This window comes from Pedobacter sp. D749, from assembly GCF_019317285.1.
GTDB lineage: Bacteria > Bacteroidota > Bacteroidia > Sphingobacteriales > Sphingobacteriaceae > Pedobacter.
Genome location: NZ_CP079218.1, coordinates 5,646,011 through 5,672,968, shown reverse-complemented (window position 1 = coordinate 5,672,968; position 26,958 = coordinate 5,646,011). Strand labels below are relative to the sequence as shown.

Here is a 26,958-nt window from a genome sequence, read left to right as displayed (position 1 = left end):
TTTAGTTGCCTGTATTAAGTTCTAAGTTTAAACCAATGTTATAGGTACGTGGCACAGGATAGCCGTTAGAAATATCGCGACCCAATGCGGTTACGTTTTCTGGATTAGGGCCACTATACTTAGAAAATGTAATCAGGTTATTGGTAGAACCAAATATCCTTAAATTGGCCAGTCCGAATCTGCTTATCAACTTCTTATCGAACATATAAGAAAGCGTTAAGTTGTTAATTTTCAGATACGTACCAGTTTCCTGCCATAAGGTCTGATCAGCTCTTAATGGCTGGATATTTCCATAACGGCTAAAATCATAAGGATATGGATATTTGGCTACATCGCCGGGTCTCTGCCAGATATTTAAATCGCCTAATGGTACTACGGCATTTAGTGCATAAGGATCTCTCATGATGGCAATACGATCGGCAAGCGCATTATTTAAGATCGTTCTATCGGCTGTATAACTGGCGTACATATTTAGACCCCATTTTTTATACCTCATGGTGAACGATAAACCACCTGTTATCAATGGCTGTGAGTTTCCGGTAATTTCGTAATCTCTGCCATCCAGAATATAATCGCCATTTACATCTTTTAAGATCGGGTCTCCTCCGTAAAAGAAGGTATTGTTTGTTTGGTATCTTTTTCCGGTAACCGGATCTACAGGTACGTCCGCATCTGTTTTGTAAACTCCCTGGTTAATTCTTAAATAGTTTGACAGGGTGTTTCTGCCTACGCGGAAAACATTATGCTGCAGATAACCGGAACCATCAAAGCGGATATATTGCCCGTTATACTCTTCAGGTAATTTTAACAGCACATCTCGGTTATATGCACCGTTTATCGAAAAAGATAAGTCAAAATCTTTGCTGGTAACGGCTTTAACAATTAAGCTAATCTCGGTACCATAGTTGGCGATCCCCAAATCGTTACTCGATAGTTTATTAAAGCCTGTAGTATTTGATAAAACACGATCGAACAATAAATTATCAACCTTTTTAAAATAACTATCCACAACGATCGAAAATCTGTTTAAGAAACCAATATCAAAACCAAGGTTATACTGACTTGTAGTGGTTGGCTTTAAAGCCGGATTTGGAATTAAATCGTAATTGATCCCAATGGTTTGCGTATTGTTGTAATTTCCATTCAGGTTATAAATACCATAAATACTCTGAAGATTACCTGTTGGCACAATATTTTGGCCCCACGTTAACCTTAAACTACCATAGTCTAACCATTTTTGATCGGTTAACCAGTTTTCTTTGTTGAAATTCCATCTTAAACCTATTGAAGAGTTTTTGGAATATGGATTTTCCAAACCACTTGATGAGGTACCATCTAAACGGTAAGAGAACTCAGCTACGTATTTTTTGTCGTAATCGTAAGATAGCGATCCAGCGAAAGAGGCAATTGTAGCATTTTTATAGCTACTTAAAACACCGCCACCTCTTGAGTAATAACCATCGAACCCAACTGGTCCCTGAAGCTGATCGTTTGGAATTCTTTCCTGCCGGCTAATTGATGATTGGGAGCCTTGTTTATAAATTTCATTAAATGTGTTGATAAAGAAATTATGCTTTTCACCTAGTGTTTTGGCGTAAGTGATTGCATTTCTATTGTATAACTGGAAATTTCTGCCGTTGTAATCATAAAGCTTGGCAAATGATCCGTTGGCTGCAGCTGGCGTAAATGTAGTTTCAGTATCTGAGGTATAATCATAACTTAAAGTAGAAGATCCTGCGAAACCTGGGATAAATTCGTAACGTGCATCTATATTAGCTCTCAAATTTCTGGAATTATTATCGTTTAGCGTCTGCAAAGCAGATAACACCCCGCCAGATGCCTGATAAAAAGACGGAGGAGGCAAAAGTGTTGATGCCTGACCGTTTGAAGCCACACCCGATTGAAGTAAACCCGCACCGTTACCTTTATTTTGCTTACCTACCGAACCATTAACAAAACCGAAAAATCTAAATTTATCATTCGGCTTAAACTCCATGTTCATGTTTAAATTGTAACGGTTATAACCCGTGTTTTTAATTACACCCTTTTCGGCATAATAGCCCATATTGGCTTTGTAATTAAATTTTTGGTCACCACCATCTAAAGCCAGGTTATGACTTTGGTTAAAGGTAGTTTGATAAAATACATCCTGCCAATCGGTAGAGTTATTATAATACGCATTTAAACTATCGGCAAGAAAAGGTGTATTGCTAATTCCTCTGATTTGATTAATGGTTTCTGCGTTTAAAATAATTTGCTGAATTTTTAATTGGCGTTCTGAATTACCGCCTAATGTTTCGCGTAATTTAGGCGGAGCATTAACGAAAAAGTTCGATACATATTTAATACGCGGCACTTTAGAATTACCTCTTTTTGTGGTGATGATGATTACCCCATAAGCACCTCTTGAGCCGTACATGGAAGTGGCCTGCGCGTCTTTCAGGATTTGGATATTTTCGATATCCTCCTGAGGGATTAGCGAAAGTGGACTCACCCCGGGACCTTGCGTTTGAAAACCAAACTCTGCTGCCTTATCTGCATCTAAAGGCACGCCATCAATAATATATAATGGCGATGTAGGTTGTAAAAATGAATCGTTACCACTACCCGAAATACTTAAGCTCGATAAACCACGAAGCTGTACCGATCCCCTAAAACCAGGGGCACCGGTATTGTTCTGGATATTTAACCCTGGTACTTTACCCTGTAAAAGGGTTTCAATGTTTGATACCGGGATATCGGATACATCCTTAGCGTTAAGCACCGTTACCGATCCGGCAGTTGTTTCTTTTGGCCTGTTTTGGTAAGCCACAATAATAACATCATTCAGATCTTTACGATCTTCGCTAATGGTTACGGTGATATTGGTTTGATTGGTAATTTTAACCGATGAGGTATTGTACCCTAAAAATTTAAATAAAAGTGTTCCTCCAACAGGTACGTTAACCGAAAACCTTCCATCGCCATTGGTTTGCGTTAAGCCTTTATTGGTGCTTTGCAGAACAACAGATACGCCTGGCACCCCCTGTTTGGTGTCTTTATCCAGAACCCTGCCATTTACAATAATATTTTTTTCTTGCGAATAGGCATTCGTACAACAGATTATACATACAATAAGTAATGTATATAAAAGTATATTTCTTTTCATAATATTAACTTTATTGATCAACTATTCGTTAGCAAATTTTGGGTTCTCATTTTTGAAATAAAAGACGATTTCCCAGTCGCCAGCCTTATAAATAGCGAAATCGACACCGAAATTGGCCACTGTACGTGTACCCCCAAAACCAATCCGGGAGTAACTCAGCTCTGCTTTTGCCCTCGATCCGCCTCTAGCATAAGATGTAGGGATTTCTACCAATGGTATCGGATAAGCAACATCATACTGAACATATTGATCGGTTTTTTGTATATTGAAACCATGGATCATTTTATCCCAAACCGTTTCATTGAAAAACTTAGGATCGATCGGTAAAGAATCTTTACCCAAAACCACAATGCGTAACGAATGGCCATTACCTCCTGATGTTAGCGGACGGATGTAAACAATTGCATCCTTTTTATCATTGTTGCTCACTAAGTTTAAATTAGAAGTAGCCCCGATAACATTATTCAGATAAGGACGGATATAATCTCTCAGATTTTTGTCTAACGGAAATTTTGGATCAGGGGCAGGCAAACCTGTATAAGCATTAAAATCATTCGATGGCTCGTAAGGGCGCTCTCTAAAAGGTCTGATCTGAAAATCCCTGATCAGGCGCTCGCCACCGGTATTTTTAACCTTTACATCAAAAAAGCGTGTATCCTGAGAAAAGTTGGTACTATCCGTCGGACGGGGTTTCAATATCTGGTTGGTAGCTGATGGCCATAAGATGAATTCGCCTGATGAACGTATTTCGAATATCGGATGTGCTTCAATTTTCCTTTTTGCCTCAATTTCAGCCAGGCTTTTTTCCAAACCGGTGTAAGGGGCTGTCCATACGTATGTTGGTGCCGTTGTAAAAAGATCGCTCACCGGCTTTCCATCCCCAAACCTGACGTTTACAATTTCGAACGTAATGGGGTTGGTTGAGTTATCGCTGTTAAAGCCACCGATAAGATTGGTTCTTCCGATTATTGGCTCCAGAATTTTATTGCTAAAATTCACATTATTGCTGATATAATCTTTCTCATCGGGTAAATCGAAAATCTTTTTACAGCTACTGCAAACGGTTAAAGCAAGTAAAAGGAGCGCAAAATATTTATATATGATCGATTTCATCGGGCTATTTATTTTAATGTTTCTATTTTGCATTACTTATTTCGTTTTGTTTATGGTAAACTCAGCCAACTGGAATGTGCCACTGTTTCTGAGTTCGGTAATCACAATGCGGTAAAATTTGTAGGCAACCGTATTGGTACACCTAAATACTTTTTGCTGATATCTTTCTTCAAAGAAGAAGTTAGATCTTCTATCCAATTCTACCCAGGTTGAACCATCCATAGAGCCTTCATAAGTCCATGCTTTAGGATCTCTTTCGTTGGCATCATTTGCAGATGTTAAGGTATATACAGATGAAACAGCAGGTGTTTTAAGTTCAAACCTCATCCATAGTTCGCCTTGTAAGTCGGCCAGGAATTTGGTATGGTCATCACCATCAATTACTTTTCTCGAATTTTCCCCACTGGTTATACCTCCGCCATTTTCGCGGTTTGATGAAAATATCCCACCAATTTCCAGGTAAAGGTTTGGCGGTGGTGGTACAAAAGTTAATCGGGTAACGAATTCATTAAAGCCAAATACATGATCGGCACTGATTACATGTACGATTCCATTTTTGGTTTTAATGTTATTTGATGAGGTTGTACTGGTCGCCCAGTTGCGAACGAATTTGCTTTTTTTGGTATTATCAAAATTAATAACCTCCGGTCCGGCACCAACCTGGCCAGAAGCCGATATTTTGGTTACACTCGCATGCATCGGATAACCAATATGTACACTTTTCAAGTCTAAGCCATCCTGAAGTTTTAATGAATCGGTTGTTTTCTTACCTCTGATGATGTAGTACGAAGTCATCGTATCTAACTGAATGGCATCAATATTGGCCAAAAAAAGCGGGTCTTTATCAGATAGTTTCCTTAACGTATTTAGATTCCGTAAAGCCAGTTGGAAACTTGGATTGCTGACTGCAAATAACGTAACATTACTATCGGTTAATGTTTTTTTCAAACCCATCCTGTCAATCGCTACAATAAGCGAATCGAAAACCCCTGGTTTGCTTTTCAAATAATCGTAAGTATTGCCGGCAAAGGTTACATTCTGATCTGGCGCATCGTAAAATCCTCCATTCTTTTTGCAGGCCGAATTGATGAGCGTAAGCAATGATAAGATTGCCAGCGCACCCATATATTTTATTGAATTTTTCATATCCGTTATCATTAGCGCCAGTAAGCATTTTGAGTTAATAAACTATTTTGGGAAAGGAGTTTTCTTGATATAGGCCAGTAAATTCCACCAGAATTGATGAGATTCATAAATTTGGCGTCGTTCTGTTTGATCTTGTTGTAACGGATCAAATCATACCATCTTGAGCCTTCACCCAACAATTCGCGGTGGCGCTCTTCGAAGATTAATTTTATGACGTCGTCTATGTTTATAGAAAGCCCGTCATCATACCTTCTACCCATCACAGAAAGCAGTTCATTTAAAGCTCCCTGTTGGTCGCCCAAGACAGACAGCGCTTCTGCTCTTAATAACACGATATCTTCTAAGCGGGTAAAAACCAAAGCACTGGTAAAATACCTGAAGTTCGGATCTGTTCCTCCGCCCTGAATCACTTTGATTTTGCTGAAAATGGGATACTTACCGTTTATGTTCGTAAAATATCTTCCATCATATTTTGCCTGACCTAATGTATCAACGGCAAACCTTTGATCTTTGGCAACATTGAAATATTTCAGAATCGAATCTTTCGGAAGATAAATATCCGGAACTGACTTGGTCATAACCGGTTCAGCTAAAGTTAACTCTTCAATATGCCCGGTAGATGAACCATCCACGTGGCCATAATCGGAGTTAAAACCAAACATCTGCCTGGTGTTTTTATTGTAGAAGAACCCATTGGAGTTCGATAAATCAGCGCTTCCCGTAAAACTGCCGGCACTTCTGCCATAATTATCTTCAACAAATTTAGCATATTTAGAAACGCTGGTATAATCGCCATTCCAGGCTGCCAAATGAGCTAAAACCGCATATACCGTAACTTTTGTAGCCAAAGCACCACCCCATCTGCCTGAAGTTTCATTATAATAATCAGTTGGCTGCTGCACATCGCCACCGCTATAAATAAATGGCAGATCAGCTGCTGCTTTTAGCATTTCCTGTTCAGCCCATGCTAAAATCCTGGCCTGGCTTTCGCGGGGTTTATTGGTAAATTTACCTTCGTCTGATGAGGTAATAAATGGTACATCGCCCCAGATTCTCACCATATAGAAATAGGCAAAAGCCCTTAAAAACCTGGCTTGCGCAATATCCACGGTCATGTTATTGCCCGTGTATCGTTTATCTGTTTCTTTTACATGCCCGATATTTTCTAAGAAAACATTGGCGCCGTTTACAATGGCATAAAACCTTGTCCAATCAGATAACGCCTCCATTACGGGATATGATGCATTTAAATTATTGCCGATTACAGCCTTTAAATCCTGTCTTTTTGGACTTAAAAACTCTCCTGTTCTAACATCACCATAAATCCAGTGACCGTTGTTATCTGATAAAGCAGCCCGTGTTAAAGCATAAACCCCCAAAATTCCCGATCGGGCATCCTCTACTGTATTCCAGGCATTTTTTTCGCCTACAACCCTGGTGGAATCGGTTTCTAAAGCTTTATTACAACTCGAAAAGACAATTATAGAAACCAGAAGTGTGTATAATATATTTTTCATCTTACTTGATGTTTTATTAGTTCTTGTTTTCATCTTATAGCTCCATTTTAACACCCAGGGTATATATTCTCGGAATGGGTTGGCCATAACCTGTATCAACGCCATCGTAGCTCACCAGTTCTGGATCCTGACCGGTGTAAGGCGTGATGGTGAAAATATTACTCACTGCACCGTATACGAAGAATTTGTTGATTTTGATGTTCCTCTTGTTGAGTAAATTACCCAGTTCGTAACCTAATGAAACCTGTCTTAATTTTAAGAATGAAGCATTCTCTAAAAAAAGATCCTGATCTGCGCGGTATGGGATTACTGTACTCCATGGATTGTAAAGTGGATATTTTGTGTAATCGCCACGTTTCTCCCAGAAGGTAATTTCTTTAACAGAACTGATATCGGTATTGCCTTCGCGGTTAACAAAATCAAAATGATTAGCCATCTCCTGGTTGATCAGTTTTCTTCCTAAATTAAAATAGAAACTTGTACCTAAACTCCAGTTGCCATATCTAAAATTGTTATCGAAACCACCTGCAAGGGTTGGTAATGAATGGCCTTTTAATACTTTATCGTTATCATCAATGGTATTATCTCCGTTTTGGTCTTTCCAACGTGGATCGCCGGCTTTTAAAACAATTCCCTTATATTTTAATTTTTGCCCGTTAACCGCTGGCACATCAGCATCTGAAGTATAAATGCCATTATTTTCCAATAACCAATATTGATCTACCGGCTGGCCAACTTTTAAAAATCTGTTCCCTACTACCAACTGATCCAATCCTCTTGGCAATGCTTTCAATTCGTTATTGTTGTGATTGAAGTTTAAGGCCGAATTCCATGAGAACTTACTTTTTGCGATGATCTGAGCACTTACTGTAAAATCGATACCCATGTTGTTAACAGACATTCCGCTTTCGATAGATTGTTTATAACCATATTCGGCATAAGCAGGGATCCCAATTAATTGGTTTTTATCGGTTTTGCTGTAAAGGTCAACAGAAACGTGAAGACGGTTTTTCAACATCGCCACATCAGCACCAACATTAAGTTGATCTGAATACGACCATGGCACACCATAACCTACCCAGCCAAATTGATAAGGGCGTGTTAAAACACCAAATGCATTATATCCGGGCACCGTTAAATTACCGGTATAACCAACTGAAGCGGTATATTGTGGTCCCTGTGTATAATTATCGTAACTAAAGGTGCGCCCCATTCTACCAACACTTGCACGCAATACTAAATCATCAACCGAGCTGTTATCTTTCAAAAACTCGTTTTTGATATTCCAGGCGGCAGAAATAGTTGGCGAATAAAACCAACGGCTTGTTGGTTGTGCGTTTGAAGAGCCATCTAAACGTAATATGGCTGATAAGAAGTATTTATCGCTAAATGAGTAATCGGCTTTTCCATAAAAAGACAATAAGTTATCTTCTGTTTTATCTAAAAACCGGTAAGTCAATTCTCTTGGAAAGGCAACTGGTGTTAAATAACCTCCATTATCCGTACCATCGTCATTTTTAGGTTTAGAATCCAGCAGATTGATTTTAATATAATCATTAACACCTTTATAAGCGTAGGCGTTACTATATTTATAAATATCCCATTGCATGGATTGCCCTAAGGCAAAATGAAAATCGTGAATCTTATTCAGGTTTAAATCGTAAGTTACCTTGTTATCCATCATTAATCTTTGGCTAAAGCCATAATAATTGGATGCATAACTGTTTCCCTGCAAAAGCGTTCTGGCATAAAAAACATCTCTATAGCCCTCACTGTAATCGGCATTAAAAGATGAAACCACCTTAAACCGGCCAAAAATCCCTTCTAATTTGGCATAGCCCTGAATAGAGTTTGTTTTATTATCATCAAAACCTTTCTTATATTCTTGCAGGTATGAACCATAGAAATCTTTATTTGGTGGTAGAGGCGCACTTAAATCAGGAAAATAATTAAGTTGTGCAAAGCGGTCACGCAAGGTTTTATTTCTATCGCGGTTTAAACGGTTCGCATTAATCATAGTCGAAAACAACAACCATTTGGTTGGTTTCATATTGATATTGAAAGTGGCGCTATACCGGTCGATACCCGTTTGATCTGCTACACCTTCACTTTTGGTATTGCCCAATGCAAACCTAAAATTAGCCCTATCCGTACCGCCGGCAAGTGAGAAATTAATGCCATATACCAGCGCATTTTTATAGTATAAATCTGTCCAGTCTGATTTTCCACTGTACACATTATTTAGCGAATCGCTTAAATATACCGGATACTCTTCATCATCAGAATACCTGCCATTTGTGGTATATACATCATAAAAGCGCTGCCTGAACTCATTCTCATATTTACCATTGATGGTATTTACAAATGGTTTTTGTACCATACCTATATACGAGTTGAAAGATATAGCGCGGTATTTACCCACTGCTGTTTTTGAGGTTAAAACAATTACCCCATTAACACCCCTTGGTCCGTAAACAGAAGTGGAACCTAAATCTTTAAGTACCTCTACCGATGCAATATTATTCATATCAATACCGGACAATAAATTAGTTGCAGGACCGATTCTATTAAAATCGAATTGTTGTATGTCAAAAGCAAAAGGATGCTCCCGCACCAAGGGGATTCCATCGAGAACTACCAGAGGCTGAGCATCGTACAAATCCTTTTTAGATAATAGCGGCATTGCAGCTCCTCTAATAAACATGTTCTGAATAGAACCTGGTTCGCCTGAGGGTTCCTGAACATAAAGACCAGCAAAATTGCCCTTTAAATTTTGCTGCAATGAAATAGCAGGGAAGAGCGATAAATCTCTGGTGTCTTTTTGTACACCACCAGCCAATTTGTTGTAAAGTGTTTTTTTCCTGATCTGTTCAAGACTATCTTTTCGCAAAGAATCTTTAGCCGACACGATCTTAATTTTCGTCGTATCCTGAAGGATCAAATAATTAATCGTTAGGCCTTTATGAAGTTTTCTACCTACCGAAAAAACCGGTAAAACGTTTAACGTAAACGCGGCAAAAAAAACAAGGCACGCCCATAAGTATCGCATAGTTAATGGATCTTTTAATTGGTAAAAAAATGATTTCTAAAACTTATTTTTTCGGAAACGGCAAGATATGTCCTAGGTTAAAAAGACAGGAATTCTGGTAGTAATAGTTAGGGATTCTCATAAAATTTAGTATTTGGTTAACTCAAATATATAATATACTAAAACGTTTTAACAATAAATTGTCATTTTTATGAAATTTTTATTAAATAGCACAATAATATTTAATTATACTAAAATAACTGTCAGCCAGACAAGTAAAAAGTAAATATTATCAAAATAATTTAAAAAATTAACATCCTATAAAACAGCATATAAGGATATTTTTCAACAATAATCCGAACAATTTTAGGTTACAATTTCTTAAAACACTTAAACGTTTTAGTAAAAAATTTGATTATGGACAAAGCGTTACCATTAAACTACCAGCAATAGTTTTGGTCTGTGCACAGTAATTACCCCTTATTATATTCTGCAGTGAGTATGGTTAAAATGGTGGTATACCTTAAACAAAAGCTTAACCTAATTTATTGTTCAGTGGCTACCCGATAAGTAGGATCTTCTATAATATTTACTGCAATAATCTGATCAGCATTTTTCAGCAGGCGTTTACAGTCGTTACTCAGATGTTTTAATTGGAGTTTTTTATCAACCGAACGGTAGCGTTCAGTTAGTTTATTCAGCGCATCAATGCCCGACATATCAAAAACGCGGCTATGCTTAAAATCAATAATAATATGCTGCGGATCGTGTACTACATCAAACAGCTCATTAAAATGGGCAATTGATCCAAAAAACAAGGGACCGAATATTTCATAGGTTTTTATACCATCAGCATCAATATATTTGCTGGCACGTATCCGTTTAGAACTTTCCCAGGCGAAAACAAGTGCCGAAATAATTACTCCTATTAATACGGCAAGTGCCAGGTTATGCAGCCAAATGGTAATTACAGCCACCAGAATCCCGATGAGAATATCCTGCACAGGCATTTTATTAATCACTTTAAAGCTCATCCATTCAAAAGTGCCAATCGCTACCATCATCATTACACCAACCAGCGCGGCCATAGGTACACGATCGATTACCGGAGCACCTACCAAAATGATAACGAGTATGGTTAATGCCGCAATAATACCCGATAACCTTGCCCTCGCTCCTGCCGAAAGGTTAACCAACGTTTGTGCAATCATCGGGCAACCGCCCATCCCGGTAAAAAAGCCATTTGTAATATTCGCGATTCCTTGTGCAATACTCTCCCTGTTTCCATTGCCTTTGGTTTCTGTAATTTCATCAACCAGGTTCAACGTAAGCAGGCCTTCTGTTAAGCCCACACCAGCCATAATAAGTGAATAAGGGAAAATGATCTTGAGCATATCCAGATTCAGCGGTACTTTCGGAATATGAAAGGGAGGAAAGCCACCATTTACTGATGCAATATCTTTAACCAGTTTGGTATCAATCCCAAAACATAAAACAACGAGAAAAACCACAATAATGGCTACCAGTGAGGATGGAATGGCTTTGGTTATTTTTGGGAGGATAACCACTATGCCAACAGTGAATAATACCAAAGCCAACATGATATATAAAGGCATACCACTCAACCATTCTACCTTACCATTAACAAGGGTTTTGAACTGTTCTAACTGCGACATGAATATAATAACCGCTAAACCGTTAACAAAACCGAACATTACGGGCTGTGGAACCAACCTGACAAATTTCCCAAGTTTAAACAAACCAACCACAATTTGAATTAGCCCTGCTAAAGCCACCGCCGCAAAAACATATTCTATGCCCTGGCTTTTCATTAAAGAAATAAGTACAATTACCGTTGCACCTGCCCCACCGGAAACCAAGCCTGGCCTGCCGCCCAAAACTGCAGTAACCAAGCCCATAATAAAAGCAGCATACAAACCGGTTAAAGGAGGGAAACCCGCAAGTATAGCAAACGATAAAGATTCGGGAATCATTGTCATGGCTACCGTTAAACCTGCAAGAATTTCAGTTCTGTAATTTATTTTCTTTGAAAAATCGAATAGTTGCAGGTAAGGTTTCATCAGTTAATTGTTAGCAGCTGCAAATATCTAAATTATGAGAACAATAGTGCTATAATAAACTATCAGCGCTGGATAAGTTCAGAATCGGTGGGGCTATTAAATATTTATAAATTGATTATAAATCCGTAGTGCTCAAGAGACTGTATCATAAATATAGAATTGTCATCCTGAGGGTTAATTAATTGTTTAAAATCAATATGAGTGACATATAATTGTCTTTTCTTTTCCCAGGGCGCGGTCTTGCCTCGGCTCGCCGCCGCCGAAGGGCTCTTTCTTTTTGGCATCAAAAAGAAACAAAAACTGCCGGCTGAAAATTTTTCTTTCGAAGCTAGTAGGGTGGCTTGGACAGAGCAGCCCGAAAAATTTGTTAGGCCGGATTTAAGTAGAACGGGGATATCGTGCTATGGCCTAGCTGGGCGGAAACACTAAAGTAATTAAAGTGTTGATTAATAGTAATTTGTAAAGCAACGTCAATGGTAGCCTGTCGAAGGATCTGTTTAAATATCTAGAAAGGCGTTTTTGACAAGCTCAACGTGAACAAATTCGAATGGAATTACAAATATGATATAGCCTACAACAAGCGGTAATATTTATTTAAAACAAACCTTTAACATCCGCCGAAAAACCAAGTTCAATGAAACTCTGTGTAGACCATTCAATTTTGAGTGGGCTGCCTGCATCTTTTATACTTTCTGTACTCACATCCTTGCCGGTTCCATAATTGATCTGTGCAAAAGGATTTTTATCAATATTAAGCACTAAAAGCAACCTGCTGCCTTTTTGCAACTGCTTGCTGAATACTCTCGACCTATAAAAAGGTATAGTTTCTAATTTCCCAGGTTTAAGCAAGTTCCTTTTGCTCATATCATATGCGTAACTGGCTCTTCCTAAATAATAAGAGAGCTGAAAATATTTGCCTGATGGAGTAATTTCGTACAGAATGAGGCCTACATCCATATCCTTTTTGTTGATGATGGCTTTAAGCTGCCCCTCTAGTGCGCCTGACACTGAAACGGCTTGATTAATTGGCTTCGTGATAAAAAACAATCCATTGGATCTATCGATTTCTTTTTTGATGATCGGATCAGGATAATAATCGTTGTAGAACTTAGTTCTATCTGCCAGATCAAGTTGCTGATGCATGAAAATTTCTTTGGCTGGCTTTTGCTCCGATAGCATCATCCCGTTTTCAGCACTGTCCAGATAAAAGCGGATGTGGTAATCCTCCATCTTTGCCAATGAAGAAGCATGCTTCCACTTATTTGCGCCCATTACCTCAAAATTGATCTTATCTTTTAACAATGCAGGTTTCTTTCCGCCTTTAAGAATATAGTCGAGCCACTTGAAAGTGATTTCACGGGTATTGATTAGCGCTATTGAATCTACCTCATAATCTCTTAGCCTGGCTACTCCACCTATCTGCGATCCAAAATGATCATAAGGACCTATAATTAAATAGTGCTCACCTAATGGATTATACTTATAATGTTCGCGGAGATATTCTAATGCCGAAACCTGTCCATCATCGTAATAACCGGTAATGCTGAGCACCGGAATATTGATGTGTTTAAAATCGCTACCATAGGGTACCATCGACTGCCAGTAGGTATCATAATCAGGGTGGCTAAGCCATTTCTGCAACAATGGATTTGGTGTTCCATCAACGCTATCGATCTTATTATAAGCAGCCCCGCTATTCCACCAATTAAACCTCATGTTGCGCCAGCGGACCTTGTCGTTATTTACCTCATCATCAGTATATTTATTGTTGGTAATATAAAAGGCCCACTGGTAATTGGCAGTTAAAAAAACATTATTTTCCATGGGCAAGCCAAGCCCTGGAATAGCTGCAACATAGGGCACAATGGTTTTTAATGCTGGATGTAAGTGTTTAGCCGCTGCCCATTGTGCAAAGCCTGAATAACTTCCACCATACATCCCCACCCTGCCATCGCTCCATGATTGTTGGATAATCCAGTCAATAACTGCATTTACATCTTTGGTTTCATTTTCGTAAGGCACCGGCATATCGGGACTGAGCCGTTTTCCTCTGGCATCTGCAACAATACCAACATAACCATGATCAGCTGCATATTTGGCTTCCATCAAACTTCTATTGGTATTGGAATAGATAAAATAAAAGAGTGCTGCTGGTAATTTCTGTCGAACACCTTTTTTCCTCACCACTACAGCAGATAAAGTAATGCCGTATTTTGTTTTAATCATCACACTATCGTTGATGATGTAATTACTGCTATCGGGCAAGGTTAGTTTTTGTTGTGCAAAAGTTTCCAGGCCCATGATGAGGCATAGCACAGCCACACCTAGTTTTACTAAGTTTATTTTCATGATCAAAAAATTATAGTTTATATTTTAATGAGGCTCCTTAATTTAACGGCCCGCCGTTCTGATATCCTGATTAAATTTCCCATCTTAAGCTCTACAAACATCCCCTCATCATCTTTTTTTATTGAACTGATGTAGTCGAGGTTAAATAATATACTTCTGCTTGCCCTAAAAAACCTTTGGCAATCGGGGTTTTCTTCCAATTTATTTAATGAGGTTTTGAGCAATACCTGCTCCTTGCCGAAAAAGAGTCGCGCATAATTTTCTACCGACTCGATCAAATGCACATCTTTCCACTTGATGAGATGATGTTTGCCCCTGTCTTTCACAAAAATAGCTGTGCCATCATTCGCACCAATCTTTTGTATGGCTTTATCCATTGCACTTCTAAAACGTTCATCACGTACAGGTTTCATCAGATAATCCATGGCGCTTACTTCAAAAGCCTGCACCGCATAACTGTCGAAAGCGGTTACAAAAATCACCTGTGGCACATGTACCAGATTTTCTAACAGATCGAAACCCGAACGACCAGGCATCTGTATATCCAAAAAAATCAGTTCGGGTTTTAAAAGTCCGATGAGCTGTTCAGCTTCATCAGCATTAGTAGCCTCTCCCAATACGGTAATCTCAGGATAGCTTTTTAACATCCTCATCAGCTCCTGCCTTGCGCCACGTTCATCGTCAACAATCAGCGTCCTAATATTTCTCATCTGATCGGAATTTTAATTTCGGCGCAAACTTTTTGCTCCATTTCATACAGGTTAAAAGACGCACGGTGATGATAACTGAGATCGAGTCTTTCTTTCAGGTTATGAAGTCCGATTCCTGTAGTCGTTTTATCCTGTTCCAATTTGCCCGGGTTTAAGACACGGATATTTACAAATCCATCATATCCCTTAATTATTACTTCAATCTTTCCACCATGTTTTTCTAAGGCAACTCCATGCTTTACCGCATTTTCTACCAATGTTTGAATGCACAAACGTGGCACCATCAGACCAGATAGCGAAATATCGATGTCCAAATCGTATTGTAATCTTTCTTCCATCCTCAAACCTTCCAGCTCGAGGTAATCTCTAACCAGCTCTACTTCTTCATTTAACCTGATGAGCATGGCACTACCCTTATATAATCCGCTGCGTAACAGTTCGCTTAACAGGTCAATTGCCCTACCTGCAGCATCGGGGCGGGTGTACACCAAAGATTTTATATTATTGAGTGCATTGAATAGAAAATGGGGGTTTAACTGAGCAGAAAGATTGTTCAACTGCGATTGTTTAAAGCTAAGTTCCAGTCTGGCATTTTCTACCGATAACCTGATTTCTCTTTTTGCGTAATGGTAAAGATGATAGGCCAAAAGCCATATGGCCATTAAACGGATACCAGCAACAAAAATACCTGCTGCATTTACACTAAAAAATTCAGTAAACGACTGTGGCGGATGGCTCAGAAACAACAGCCTCATCAGGTACAATTTACCAGTGGTAACAAGCAGATAAAAAATACCCATTACCGGAATAACAATTAACATCCGCCAGATCAGTTTCTCTATTGAAAGATCCTGCCAACGGTTTTTATTTGCAAAATTACGGTATAAGTGGGTAATCAAAATGTACATCACCACATCCGAAACAAACTGCACAACAGCCAAATCGAATCTAAAATTACCTGCAGCAGACCAGCCTTGGAATGCCCAATATAAAGCCGCCACCGACCAGCCAATCAGCTGACATTTCCAATAAAGTGATATGTAGGATTTCTTTACCAAAATTTTCTGCGCTGAACAAAGCAACGAAAACTAATTTTAAGAAAAAAGACAAAGTACACGAGCGTAGGCTTTTGGGGGATAAGTGTTTTTTAGATTGGAATAATAGAATGGAAATAGTCCGAAGTCGGGAGTCAATTGCGCAAAAGGAACAAAACATATCCTGGTGCGCTCTGCGTTAATCTTTTAAATCTGCGGGAGAAATAAAATGGTCAATCTGGTGTAGCGTCTGTCTTTATCTTTACGTTTTAGGAGTAGAAATTATCTAAAAATAGCATCTCTATGAAAAACCTACTTCTTTTATTCATCGTTTTCGCACTTGTTTCTTGTAAAAAATCAGAAAGATATGGCCCGCTTAACTTAAAAAACGGACAAGAAGTTGAACTACTGGTAAGTCATCGCTACGGTGCAGATAACGATCAGCTGTTAAAATTGCCTGGTAATGTAGATGCCGGTGCTTCGCTTTCCGGTTTTGATCAGCGGGAGCCTGGTTATACTTACCGTGTTAAAGCGAGGTTCAACCGCGATGAAGTGCCCCTCCAAGACGGACCTGAATACTACTTTATTTTCGAAAAGATAATCAGCAAAGAGCAGTATAAAGGAACTGAATCTTTTACCTTGCAGCTGATTACTTCTTATGTACCTGGAGGACCAGTAATAACACTGAGCAAAACAGAAAATGATTATTATATGATTCCAGGTAAGTTACAGCTCACTTATTCAAACAGCACCGTTCAGAATGAGCTGGAGGAAATCTGGTTAAACGCCCAGGAAATCCGTGCGAACTGGCAAAATGGACAAAGGCCAAAATGGAAGGCCATTAAAGCTACAGTGGTACACGATCCGCAGCAATTTGGGAAGGCCTATTTGGTACAGCAGATACAATTTATTAATTAACGAAAAACCGGAGTCTTATGTAAAATGGATGATGTAAGATGGATCTAAAGCCTGTATCTATCCCCCTTACTCCAATGCCATTTAACCACAGATAAAAAGGATGCACACAGATATAAAATTCCGTGTAGATCTGTGGTTAAAACCTTAACTTAATGACATTCCACCCTTACCCTAACTCTGTGCCTTCACTCTGTGATCTTTGTGGTAAAAAAGATTGATATAAATTCACACTTCAAAAGGTCTCTGCATTTCGTTGTACTTTATCCGATAGCAGAGCGAGAGAACTCCCTAACTTTGCCTCTTTGCGCCCTTACTTAGCGATCTTTGCGGTAAAAAACAAATGATATTAGCTCTTTTGATCTGCATACGCAACATCATAAAGATGATTTGGCTTTAAATAGATCACATTATTTTGAAAATCAAAAACCGTATTAAATCTCTTCAGAATATCGGTTCCAAAGTAATGAACGCTAACGCCAGGCATGGGCTTATTTTGTTCCATCACTTGTGCAGGAACATTTTTAAGTTCAAAGTTGCCAATCTTCAAACTTTGCAGCTTTACTGTGGTTACCGGCACTTCGTTACCCCTTGTTCCATGCATCATTACCTTTTTGATCACTTCCATCTTTTCGGTTGGAAACTTCATTTCCCGCAGCAAATCGTTATCAAGCATAGCCGTACGCTGGTAACCTAAATCAACCATAAAAAGGCTTTTATTTTTAATTCCGCTTTGCGAAATTTCACTTTCGATAAAAGGTTTGTTTTTGATATAGGTGATCTTAAAACGGGTGTATTGTTTATCCTGTAAAATCTCCTTTGGCATGGTAGAATGCACCATCATTTTGTTCTGATCATAATCCAGAGCTACAATCATGCCGTCGAATATATCCCACCCCAGCAGTCCGTCGGTTTCGTTGCCTGCTAATTCTATGTCAAAAATCTTGCTCTTGTAGGTATGGTTTCCAATTTTTATACCGTATTCTGTGTCGTAAAGTTTGAGTTTCGATTTCACCTTTTTCGACAGTGCGGCGTTGGTAAGGTCTATGTCATTTGCACCTGAATCAAAATTCAACAACAGCGAGTCAGTGCCATTTAAAACGACCGGCAAAAAATTCGTATTGAATTTATTAACGAAAAAAGGTATTGAGTCGTGAATTTCGGGTGATACTTTATTTAAGTTTTTTAGCGCAAGAGCGGTAATTTGAGTAAGGCACGAATCTTTGCCGTTTAATAAAACAATAAATTCCTTTTTCTGCCCCGGGCTGATGCTAAAAACGATTGAATCAATATCGGTTTTAAATTTTACGCGTTTAGATTTTGTGAACTTACCGGTTGTAAAAACATCTGGTTTTATTTTGGGATTGATGTACCAGTTTGATACTGCGTTCTCCTGTTCGTAAATTTTTGCCTGGCCAACACTTGCCTTTACAACTGGCAATTTCTTTTGAGCGAAAGTATAAATGGGCAGTAAGGCGGTTAGAAGGAGTAATATTCGTTTCATGAGCGGCTAGTAGATGTAATGGTTTAAGTTTTGCAAAAAATTGATGGCCACTACCAAAAATTAAAGATAAAAATAATTACAATTGATTATAAGCCGCTATTGATTTAATTTTCTGAGTGCTTTCTCTTCCATAATCTTTCTCAAACGGGCAAGTCATCAATAAGTCGCGTTCAACCCCTTAACTTGTCGTTTTTGCACGTTAATCCCCATGTAACTTTAGCATATCTTTGAAATATACTAAATCATAAAAACCATATGGCAACTCAAATTTTCGTAAACCTGGCTGTTAACGACCTTGACAAATCGGTGGAATTTTTCACCAAACTCGGATATACTTTTAATCCCAAATTTACCAATGAGAAAGCAACCTGCATGATCATCAGCGATACTATTTATATCATGCTGCTGACCAGAACCTTTTTTCAAACGTTTACCGAAAAAGAAATTATAGATGCACACAAAACCATAGAAACTTCCATTGCCTTATCGGCTGATAGTAAAGATGCGGTTAACGAAATGGTAGACAAAGCAGTAGCAGCTGGCGCAACGATACCTAATCCGGCTACCGATTATGGTTTTATGTATCAGCATAGTTTTGATGATCTTGATGGTCACCATTGGGAATATGTATGGATGGACCCGAACGGCATGCCTGAACAGCAGGGTTAATTTATATGCGATTTTAAGAGCCTGTTTAAATTTTTATAAAAAAATTAGCCTTTTGCTATCACAATGAGGGTAGTCGATTGCTTTATTAATGTGTTGAATGGCCTTCGACTACGCTTCCATTGACAGAATTCACTAGCACGACCGTCATTCCCGCGCAGGCGGGAATCTTAAAGCACTTGCATTACGATTCCCAATCAAGTTGGGAATGACGATCTCGCGCAGCCTACTATTTGCCAAAAAGATCTGTCTTTAATATTGATTTTATGAAATAATTATCCTTCAGACTGACATATGAAATAACTTTTATTTTAATTTTAAACAGGCGTTAAGTATAAAAGCAAGCGACGGATTTTACCGGGTTTGCTTTTTTTGTTTGAACTGTTCTGTATGCGGTACTTATCTTCTGTAAGCTGAACGAATAACGAGCCGTTTCGCTCTACACTGATGTCCTACTTCGAGTGTTAAGCCAGGTTATTGTGTTTAAGTTACTTTTTTGTTACCTTCGATTTCAACTAACTTCTGATTTTCTTGAGAAAAATAGCCATCACTGATGAAAAAGAACTGCTGCGAAAGTTGCGGGATGGGGACGAATCTGCATTTAAAGAAATATATAAATGTTATGCACAGCGCCTGGTTTCAAAATTGATTCAGATTTTAAAATCAGAAGAAATAGCTAAAGACATCCTCCAGGACATCTTCATGAAGATATGGGAAATTCGTAAAACAATAGATCCCGAACTTAGTTTTGGCGCGTTGCTCTATAAAATGGCAGCAAACCTTTCAAAAAATGCTTTTAGGAGAAATATTTATGACCAGCTTATGCGGAGCGAAATCGATCCGGATGTAGCTTACAATCCTATGGATGATGCAGACGATGCATCGCAAACTAAAGCATTGCTGGACATGGCTTTGAGTAAACTGACGGAGCGACAGCGAAAGGTTTATGTCATGCATAAGTTAGAAGGGCGGAGTTATCAGGAAATTAGTGATGAGTTGAAGATCAGCGCATCTGCTATCAATCATCATATTCAGGAGGCTAATAAAAGGGTGAGGCTTGCACTAAAATCCAAGCATTTTGAACTTTTATTATGTTTACTTCCAATTTTTTTCAAAAATAATTGATTTAGGGGTGCTATTTTTTATTTTTCATGTGTATTCATTATATGCTGTGGATAAAACAGCCTATTTAGATGAACGAAAAGATTAAAGTTGAACTTTTATTTGAAAAATACATAGATAATACCATCAATGATGAGGAATTATTTCAATTACACTCATTTTTTCAGACAGGAAATAACGAGGAGCAATTAAACCGATTACTTCAAGCGCATTTTGCGTCTGATGTTCCTTCAGATATACTTAATGAAAGATCTGCTGAAGTAGCGGATTTGGCCTGGATTGAAATTCAACAAAACATAGGCTTGAAAAAACCCACATTGATAGGCAGAATTTCCTGGATCACTAAAGTAGCCGCTGCGGTGCTTATTTTTGTATCCTTATCTGTATATTTTATTTTAAAAAATGATTCGGCTGATAAACTAGCCTCAAAGAATTACATTACTGATATACAACCTGGAACCAACCGCGCATCTTTAATTTCATCGAAAGGTACCGTATATCAGTTGAACGGCGAAAAACAAGAGATTATTACCAAAAATGGAATTGTCCGCTATAAAGATGGAACACTGGTTGAAAATGAAGAGTCAGATCAGCATCTTACATTAAGTACCCCAAAAGGGGGACAATATTCTGTTACCCTAAGTGATGGTACCAAAGTATGGCTTAATGCAGCCTCGTCATTATCTTATCCGGCAAGCTTTACCGGTAAAGAAAGAAGGGTTGAACTTGTTGGTGAGGCTTATTTTGAAGTACATCATAATGCCAGCCAGCCATTTATTGTGAGCACCAGGGGACAGCAGATAAGGGTTTTGGGAACCAGTTTTAACGTCAACGCTTATCAGGATGAAAATAAAACGGTTACCACTTTAGTCAATGGTCGCGTACAACTTAGCAGAGATGGCAAAAACGAGGCACCGCAACTGCATCCCGGAGAACAGTCTGTACTCACAGGCGCTGGTTTCGAAATTGCTGAAGTTGACGCAAGTTTATTTGTTGCCTGGAAAGACGGTCAGTTCCGTTTTAAAGCAACCCCATTAACCGAAGTGATGCGGCAGATTGAACGTTGGTATAACCTGGATGTCGATTACACTGGAATCCCTGCCGATATCCAGATTCATGCATCAATCAGCAGGGATAAAAAATTATCTACCGTATTACACGCACTCGAAAAAATAACGGATTTAAAATTTGAGATCAAAGGAAGGAGTGTAAAGCTTATGCGCTAGAATTTACCATGTAATTTTCGGCGTCTGTTAAAAAGCTGACGGTGTGGGCACACCATCAGCTGTGATAGATAGATCCGATTCAGAGAAATAATCAACAAACCATTCAAACAAACTAACTAACCTTACAAAAATATGAACTATTTCCTTATCCACAAGGACAAAGGGAGGCGTGTGCCGTCTGAACCAGGCGATACTGTTACCAACAGCAGCACATCACCATTTATTGTTAAATTTATCTTCATCTTCCTGGCTTTTTTTGTGCTACAACTAAGTAGTAAATTAAGTGCGCAAACGGTTTCCATTAATTTAAAAGATGCGCCTTTCGTACAGGCAGCAGAGGCCATCAGTAAGCAAACGAAATATGATTTTTCATACAACGACCGGATTTTAAAAAAAGCCAAACCGGTAACCTTAAAACTTATTAACGAACCGTTAATCAATGCATTACGGAAATTGTTCGCTGAACAACCGCTCACCTACGAGATCAAAGACCGTATAATTATCATACTGGATAAGAGCGCATCTGCTCCTTCTGGTTTGACAGAGACTCCGGTAGAGGGTAGAGTGACTGCAGAGGACGGCAAGCCCCTGGACGGCGCTACAATTAAAGTTAAAGGTTCAAATTTTTCGACCAGGACGGACGAAAATGGGAAATTTGTAATTCCAACCCAGTACGCCAACGCCACTCTGGAGATCCATCACCTTGGCTATGCCAAATTGGAAGTCAATGCCATGCGGGCCAGAACGATTACACTGGAACTTGTTTCTTCAGCCCTGAATGAAGTAACGATTGTTAACACGGGTTATGAGAAGATTGACAGCAGAAAACTGACAAGTTCAATAACTACCATTAAAATGGACAGTATAATCACCCCTGGAATCAATACCATTGATAAATTATTGGAAGGTAGGGTTCCCGGGATGATCTTTATGCAGAATTCGGGCCAGGTGGGTGCCGCACCCAGATTAAGGATTCGGGGCACAACAACGATTTTAGGAAACAGAGAGCCGCTATGGGTATTAGATGGAATTGTATTGACCGATCCGGTTAATGTTAATCCAAAAGATATCAATGACCTCGACTTTGTAAATTTATTAGGCAACGCAATTGCGGGACTAAATCCTCAGGATATTGATCAGATAGATGTGCTTAAGGATGCGTCGGCGACGGCACTTTATGGTGCAAAAGCTGGTAACGGCGTGATTGTGATCACAACAAAAAAAGGTAAAGTTGGCAAGCCTACAATCTCTTATTCGGGCACAACCAGCTTTTCAAGGCACCCAAGGTATTCGGATAAGTCCATGTATATGATGAACTCGCAGGAACGTATAGACGTGTCTAAAGAGATGATTGAACGAGGGATGCAGTACAACAATGTAACGCAGTTTACGGGTTACGAAAAAGCGCTTCAGGACTATTATGCAGGCAATATAAAGTACGATGAGTTTAAACGGTTAACTGATTATTACGCAAATGTAAATACAGACTGGATGGGACTTTTAACGCAGGATGCCATCTCCCAGAATCATAATTTAAGCCTTTCTGGTGGGGCTAGTGGAATTAAATATTATTCCTCTCTAGGCTATCAGAATGAAAATGGTGCAATCAAGGGAGAGAACAATAAACGCTATTCTTCGCTCATGAGCATCACTGCAGATTATAAAAAATTTATGGCTCAAATCTCTTTTACCGGTAACTATTCGACCAGAGATTATACCCCACAAAAATTGGGTTTGATGGATTATGCGTACAATACCAGCAGAACGATCCCGGCTTTCAATGCAGATGGCAGTTATTTTTTTTATCCGAAAGAGATTAGCGGAGCCCCCTTTTATAACTACAACATTCTTAAAGAAAAGGAAAATTCAGGAGACCGTACCGACCTTATTTCGGCCAACATAAGGGCAACAATAAAATACAAGGTAATGAGTGGCCTGGATGTAGATGGTACATTTGCTTACAATGCAAGCAGCAACAACAGAGAGCTATATTATACGAAAGACACTTATTACATTTATAAAATAAGGGGGAACCAGAATCTCCGATCAGATCTTGCACCTGTCGGCGGTGAATTGCAAAGAAGTGAAACGCATAACAACGGGTATACTGCCCGTTTACAGACAAATTACAGCACTTATTTTGGAAAAGATGCTAAACATTCGATCAATGCAAGTGCCGGTATCGAGGCCATTTCCTCTGAATATAAAGGCTTCAACATCACCAGGAGAGGATATTTCCCTGAAATGGGCGGTTATTTCGATGTTGTGCCCACAACCAATACAGCATATTATCAGCAATGGATGTCTACCGTAGATGCCCTTGGCTCCTATAACCGTCAATTAACAAATACCCTTGCCTGGTACGGTACCACGGGTTACTCCTGGAACAACCGTTATATCCTGAATGTACATATCCGGGGTGAGCAGTCAAACTTATTCGGTTCCAGATCGAACAATAGATTCCTGCCAATATGGGCCGTTTCTGGCAGATGGAATATGAAAGATGATTTATTGAAAAATGTTTCCTGGGTAAATGATCTTGCTATGAAAGCTTCATGGGGCTGGCAGGGAAATATGTTGCCCGGCCAATCTGCCAATATGGTCATTAAACAAAGTCTTATTTCAAACATTTATTACAATTCACAGTATGCGGAAATTGCCAATTTTCCAAATCCGGATTTGAAATGGGAGCGGACTTCTTCCTCTAACGTTGCACTGGACTTCTCCTTGCTTGGAAATAAAATAACCGGATCGGTTGGCTACTTCTATAAAAAGACCGAAGATGCATTTCTTGATAAAACGGTATCAGAGATTAATGGTGTAGAAAAGTATGTGATCAATAGTGGTACACTGGAAAATAAGGGCATTGAAGTTAGCTTAAGTATTAAAGCCATTGATAATGTGGGAGTGAGTGGTTCAAAGCGGGGATTTGTCTGGCACTTTGACCCACAGCTTGGGCAGGTATTGAACAAAGTTTTAAATCGTACAATTAACAACAGAAATAATGTTTTGGTTGATAATTTAAGCTATAATGACTTTCTGGCAGGAACTGTTCAGCTTGCAGGCACGCCACTAAATACATTTTACTCTTACAAGTTTAAGGAACTGAGCCCGGTAGACGGTTCACCGATTTTTTACGGAACAGAAGCGGAACAGGCAACCGCTTATCAACAAAAATATGGTTCAATGAAAAAAGAAGACGTGTATCTGGAGGTAATGAGCGAGTCCGGACGCCGCGAACCCTTTATTCAAGGTGGTTTATCCAATTATTTCGGCTGGAGAAACTTTGGCTTATCCTTCAATTTAACCTACTCTTTGGGCAACAAGATTCGCCTGATGAAAATCGCTTCAGGTTACGGAACGGCAATTGCCTATCCACAGCAAAACCTTCGTAAAGAGTTTGTAGACCGCTGGCGCAGACCCGGAGATGAAGCTTACACCAATATACCCGGACTACTGGCAAACAACTATTTAAATTCGCCCTGGTGGACTCAATCTGCGGCATCAGCGTATCAATTTGGGGGAAGTATTTATGAGCTGTATGACAATTCGGACATCAGGCTGGTTAGCGGAGATTATCTGAAGCTTCAGTCTGCTTCTTTCAGGTACAACTTTGCTGAAAAATTAGTTAAAAAAATGGGCCTGAGTTCAGCATATGTTAGTGTAACCGGCACCAATCTTTTCATTATCAGCAGTAAAATGCTGAAAGGACAGGACCCAACACAGTCAGGTTCCACTCCAAACATCAATCTGGCACTAACACCTACTTATTCAGGCACCATCAATGTTTCATTTTAAACCCAACGCATTATGAAATACATTTATATTTTTTTTCCTGTATTGTTGCTGATGTCATCCTGCAGCAAATTTTTGGAGGAATACTCAACAGATCTGAAATATGTTCAAAACACAGATGATCTGAACAAACTGATGATCGGAGAGGCATTCATGAATAGCCCTACAATTAATATTAACGGTCAGGAAACATTGAGCGATCTTTCAGATAATGGTATAACCATCGCACCATGGCTCCATGTGATGGACGACGATTCCGAACAGTTTGCGCTTGACTTTGTGGAAACCGACAAGGCGACACCACTATATAAGCTTTCTGGATTCCACAACTGGGCGCAGAGCCCCGCCGTAAATATCTTAAACCTTTCCTGGGATGATTTATTCTGGAAGAGGATATATAAGCATATTGGTGCAATAAACGCCATTCTATTTCAAGCGTCAAAATTGGCTGAGACATCCGACAATTCAACCTTAAAACATATTCGTGGTGAATGCTATTTCTTAAGGGCCAATTATTATTTTCTTCTACAAAATGTTTATGGCAGTCCATACCGTGTCAGCTCCGCTGCTACAGATGAAGGTGTTCCATTGAAGATCTCTGAAAAAGTAGAAGACAATTATTTTAAAAGAGACAACAATGATAAGATTTATAAACAGATTGTTGCCGATCTGGAACAGGCCGAACAATACTTACAGGGCTATGATCCGGGCACCAAAATACGGGTTGGGATTGCAGCGGTGAAAATCCTGCAAAGCCGGGTATATTTATATACGGAACAGTATGATAAAGCAATCGCTGCAGGTAAAAGTTTTGACGCAATGGGTTACACGCTTAATGACCTGAACCAATATTCACCGAATACCAATTTCACTTCCCGGAGTTCCGGTGAATCCATTTTCACCATGGGACAGCATACAATTGCTACTGTATTTCTGAATGATTCTACATCTGCATGGAATGGAGACGACCGTAGGGCTTCATCGTTTAAAGCATCAACTAATTTAATGAGTACTTATGCTTCAGATGATCTGAGACTTAATGCTTTCTTTCAAAAGTCTGCTAAAACTAAATCCTGGTTGCCTGCGAAATACCGTGGCTGGCAAACCTCCAATGATCCGGAACAGGTATCCTGTATTTTTTCGCTCCGCTATGCAGAAGTAATTTTAAACAATGCAGAGGCCTTAGCTATGGCTGGAGCGACTGAAGAGGCAAGAAATGAAATCCAGAAACTGCGGTTGAAACGGTTTCGTAATACCAGTATGGATCAAATACCAGCAGCAAATCGTGAGTTGGTTGAATTTATCAGGGCAGAACGACGACGGGAATTGTGTTTTGAAGGACATAGATGGTTTGACTTACGGCGGTACGCGGTAAATTCCAAATACCCGCTTCCACAGGATTTTAACATCAGGCATCCTGCTTACAGCTATAATGCGCAAACCAATGCATATACCCCCATTGGCAATTATGTATTAAAATCTTTTGCACAGGATGCGGCGGGCTGGCAGGTTCCTATTCCAAATTATGCCATAGAATTCAACAGGGGTACATTAACAAATCCCGTTAGAAGTGTACGTACTGTTCAACCTTTATAAAATCATTT

General features: G+C 39.2%; 16 protein-coding genes. 6 read left to right on the top strand and 10 right to left on the bottom strand.

All coding sequences use genetic code 11. The annotated features are described in order from the left end of the window. Position 1: 1 nt before the first annotated feature. The 9 genes from KYH19_RS23365 to KYH19_RS23325 form a co-directional block, all read right to left on the bottom strand. Positions 2-3,148 (bottom strand): SusC/RagA family TonB-linked outer membrane protein, encoded by a 3,147-nt coding sequence (locus KYH19_RS23365; protein WP_219076970.1) that lies wholly within the window; start codon positions 3,146-3,148, stop codon positions 2-4. Positions 3,149-3,169: 21 nt separating this feature from the next. After that, on the bottom strand, positions 3,170-4,294 hold the full coding sequence (locus tag KYH19_RS23360; protein WP_255562510.1) for a DUF5007 domain-containing protein: 1,125 nt from the start codon (positions 4,292-4,294) through the stop codon (positions 3,170-3,172). Between the two features lie 3 nt (positions 4,295-4,297). Further along, positions 4,298-5,407: a discoidin domain-containing protein gene (locus tag KYH19_RS23355; protein ID WP_255562509.1), complete on the bottom strand. Its 1,110-nt coding sequence runs from the start codon at positions 5,405-5,407 to the stop codon at positions 4,298-4,300. 11 nt (positions 5,408-5,418) lie between these two features. Continuing rightward, positions 5,419-6,924: a RagB/SusD family nutrient uptake outer membrane protein gene (locus tag KYH19_RS23350; protein WP_255562508.1), complete on the bottom strand. Its 1,506-nt coding sequence runs from the start codon at positions 6,922-6,924 to the stop codon at positions 5,419-5,421. Between the two features lie 34 nt (positions 6,925-6,958). Next, the gene (locus KYH19_RS23345; RefSeq protein ID WP_219076968.1) at positions 6,959-9,973 is read right to left on the bottom strand and encodes a SusC/RagA family TonB-linked outer membrane protein; all 3,015 of its coding nucleotides are present in this window, start codon (positions 9,971-9,973) and stop codon (positions 6,959-6,961) included. 524 nt (positions 9,974-10,497) lie between these two features. After that, on the bottom strand, positions 10,498-12,033 hold the full coding sequence (locus KYH19_RS23340; RefSeq protein WP_132398275.1) for a SulP family inorganic anion transporter: 1,536 nt from the start codon (positions 12,031-12,033) through the stop codon (positions 10,498-10,500). Between the two features lie 594 nt (positions 12,034-12,627). Further along, positions 12,628-14,382, bottom strand: coding sequence for a CocE/NonD family hydrolase (locus KYH19_RS23335; RefSeq protein ID WP_219076967.1), 1,755 nt, complete (start codon positions 14,380-14,382; stop codon positions 12,628-12,630). 17 nt (positions 14,383-14,399) lie between these two features. Beyond that, positions 14,400-15,092, bottom strand: coding sequence for a LytTR family DNA-binding domain-containing protein (locus KYH19_RS23330; RefSeq protein ID WP_219076966.1), 693 nt, complete (start codon positions 15,090-15,092; stop codon positions 14,400-14,402). Beyond that, on the bottom strand, positions 15,089-16,150 hold the full coding sequence (locus tag KYH19_RS23325) for a sensor histidine kinase (RefSeq protein ID WP_219076965.1): 1,062 nt from the start codon (positions 16,148-16,150) through the stop codon (positions 15,089-15,091). Before KYH19_RS23325 ends, KYH19_RS23330 begins: the two co-directional genes overlap by 4 nt. Positions 16,151-16,429: 279 nt before the next feature. Between KYH19_RS23325 and KYH19_RS23320 the strand changes: the two genes are divergently transcribed. Further along, the gene (locus KYH19_RS23320) at positions 16,430-17,044 is read left to right on the top strand and encodes a hypothetical protein (protein WP_219076964.1); all 615 of its coding nucleotides are present in this window, start codon (positions 16,430-16,432) and stop codon (positions 17,042-17,044) included. Positions 17,045-17,390: 346 nt separating this feature from the next. Here KYH19_RS23320 and KYH19_RS23315 read toward each other — a convergent pair whose 3' ends face one another. Further along, positions 17,391-18,545, bottom strand: a complete 1,155-nt coding sequence (locus KYH19_RS23315) for an aspartyl protease family protein (RefSeq protein ID WP_219076963.1) — start codon at positions 18,543-18,545, stop codon at positions 17,391-17,393. 255 nt (positions 18,546-18,800) lie between these two features. Here KYH19_RS23315 and KYH19_RS23310 point away from each other — a divergent pair, with 255 nt between their 5' ends. The 5 genes from KYH19_RS23310 (at position 18,801) to KYH19_RS23290 (ending at position 26,950) form a co-directional block, all read left to right on the top strand. After that, entirely contained in the window at positions 18,801-19,214 is a 414-nt protein-coding gene (locus KYH19_RS23310) for a VOC family protein (RefSeq protein WP_219076962.1), read from the top strand. Positions 19,215-19,742: 528 nt separating this feature from the next. Then, positions 19,743-20,336: an RNA polymerase sigma factor gene (locus tag KYH19_RS23305; protein WP_219076961.1), complete on the top strand. Its 594-nt coding sequence runs from the start codon at positions 19,743-19,745 to the stop codon at positions 20,334-20,336. A 68-nt stretch (positions 20,337-20,404) separates the two neighbouring features. Next, positions 20,405-21,559 (top strand): FecR family protein, encoded by a 1,155-nt coding sequence (locus KYH19_RS23300; protein WP_219076960.1) that lies wholly within the window; start codon positions 20,405-20,407, stop codon positions 21,557-21,559. 132 nt (positions 21,560-21,691) lie between these two features. Beyond that, entirely contained in the window at positions 21,692-25,357 is a 3,666-nt protein-coding gene (locus KYH19_RS23295; RefSeq protein WP_219076959.1) for a SusC/RagA family TonB-linked outer membrane protein, read from the top strand. A gap of 12 nt (positions 25,358-25,369) precedes the next feature. Beyond that, positions 25,370-26,950, top strand: coding sequence for a RagB/SusD family nutrient uptake outer membrane protein (locus tag KYH19_RS23290; protein WP_219076958.1), 1,581 nt, complete (start codon positions 25,370-25,372; stop codon positions 26,948-26,950). The last annotated feature ends 8 nt before the right edge of the window (positions 26,951-26,958 follow it).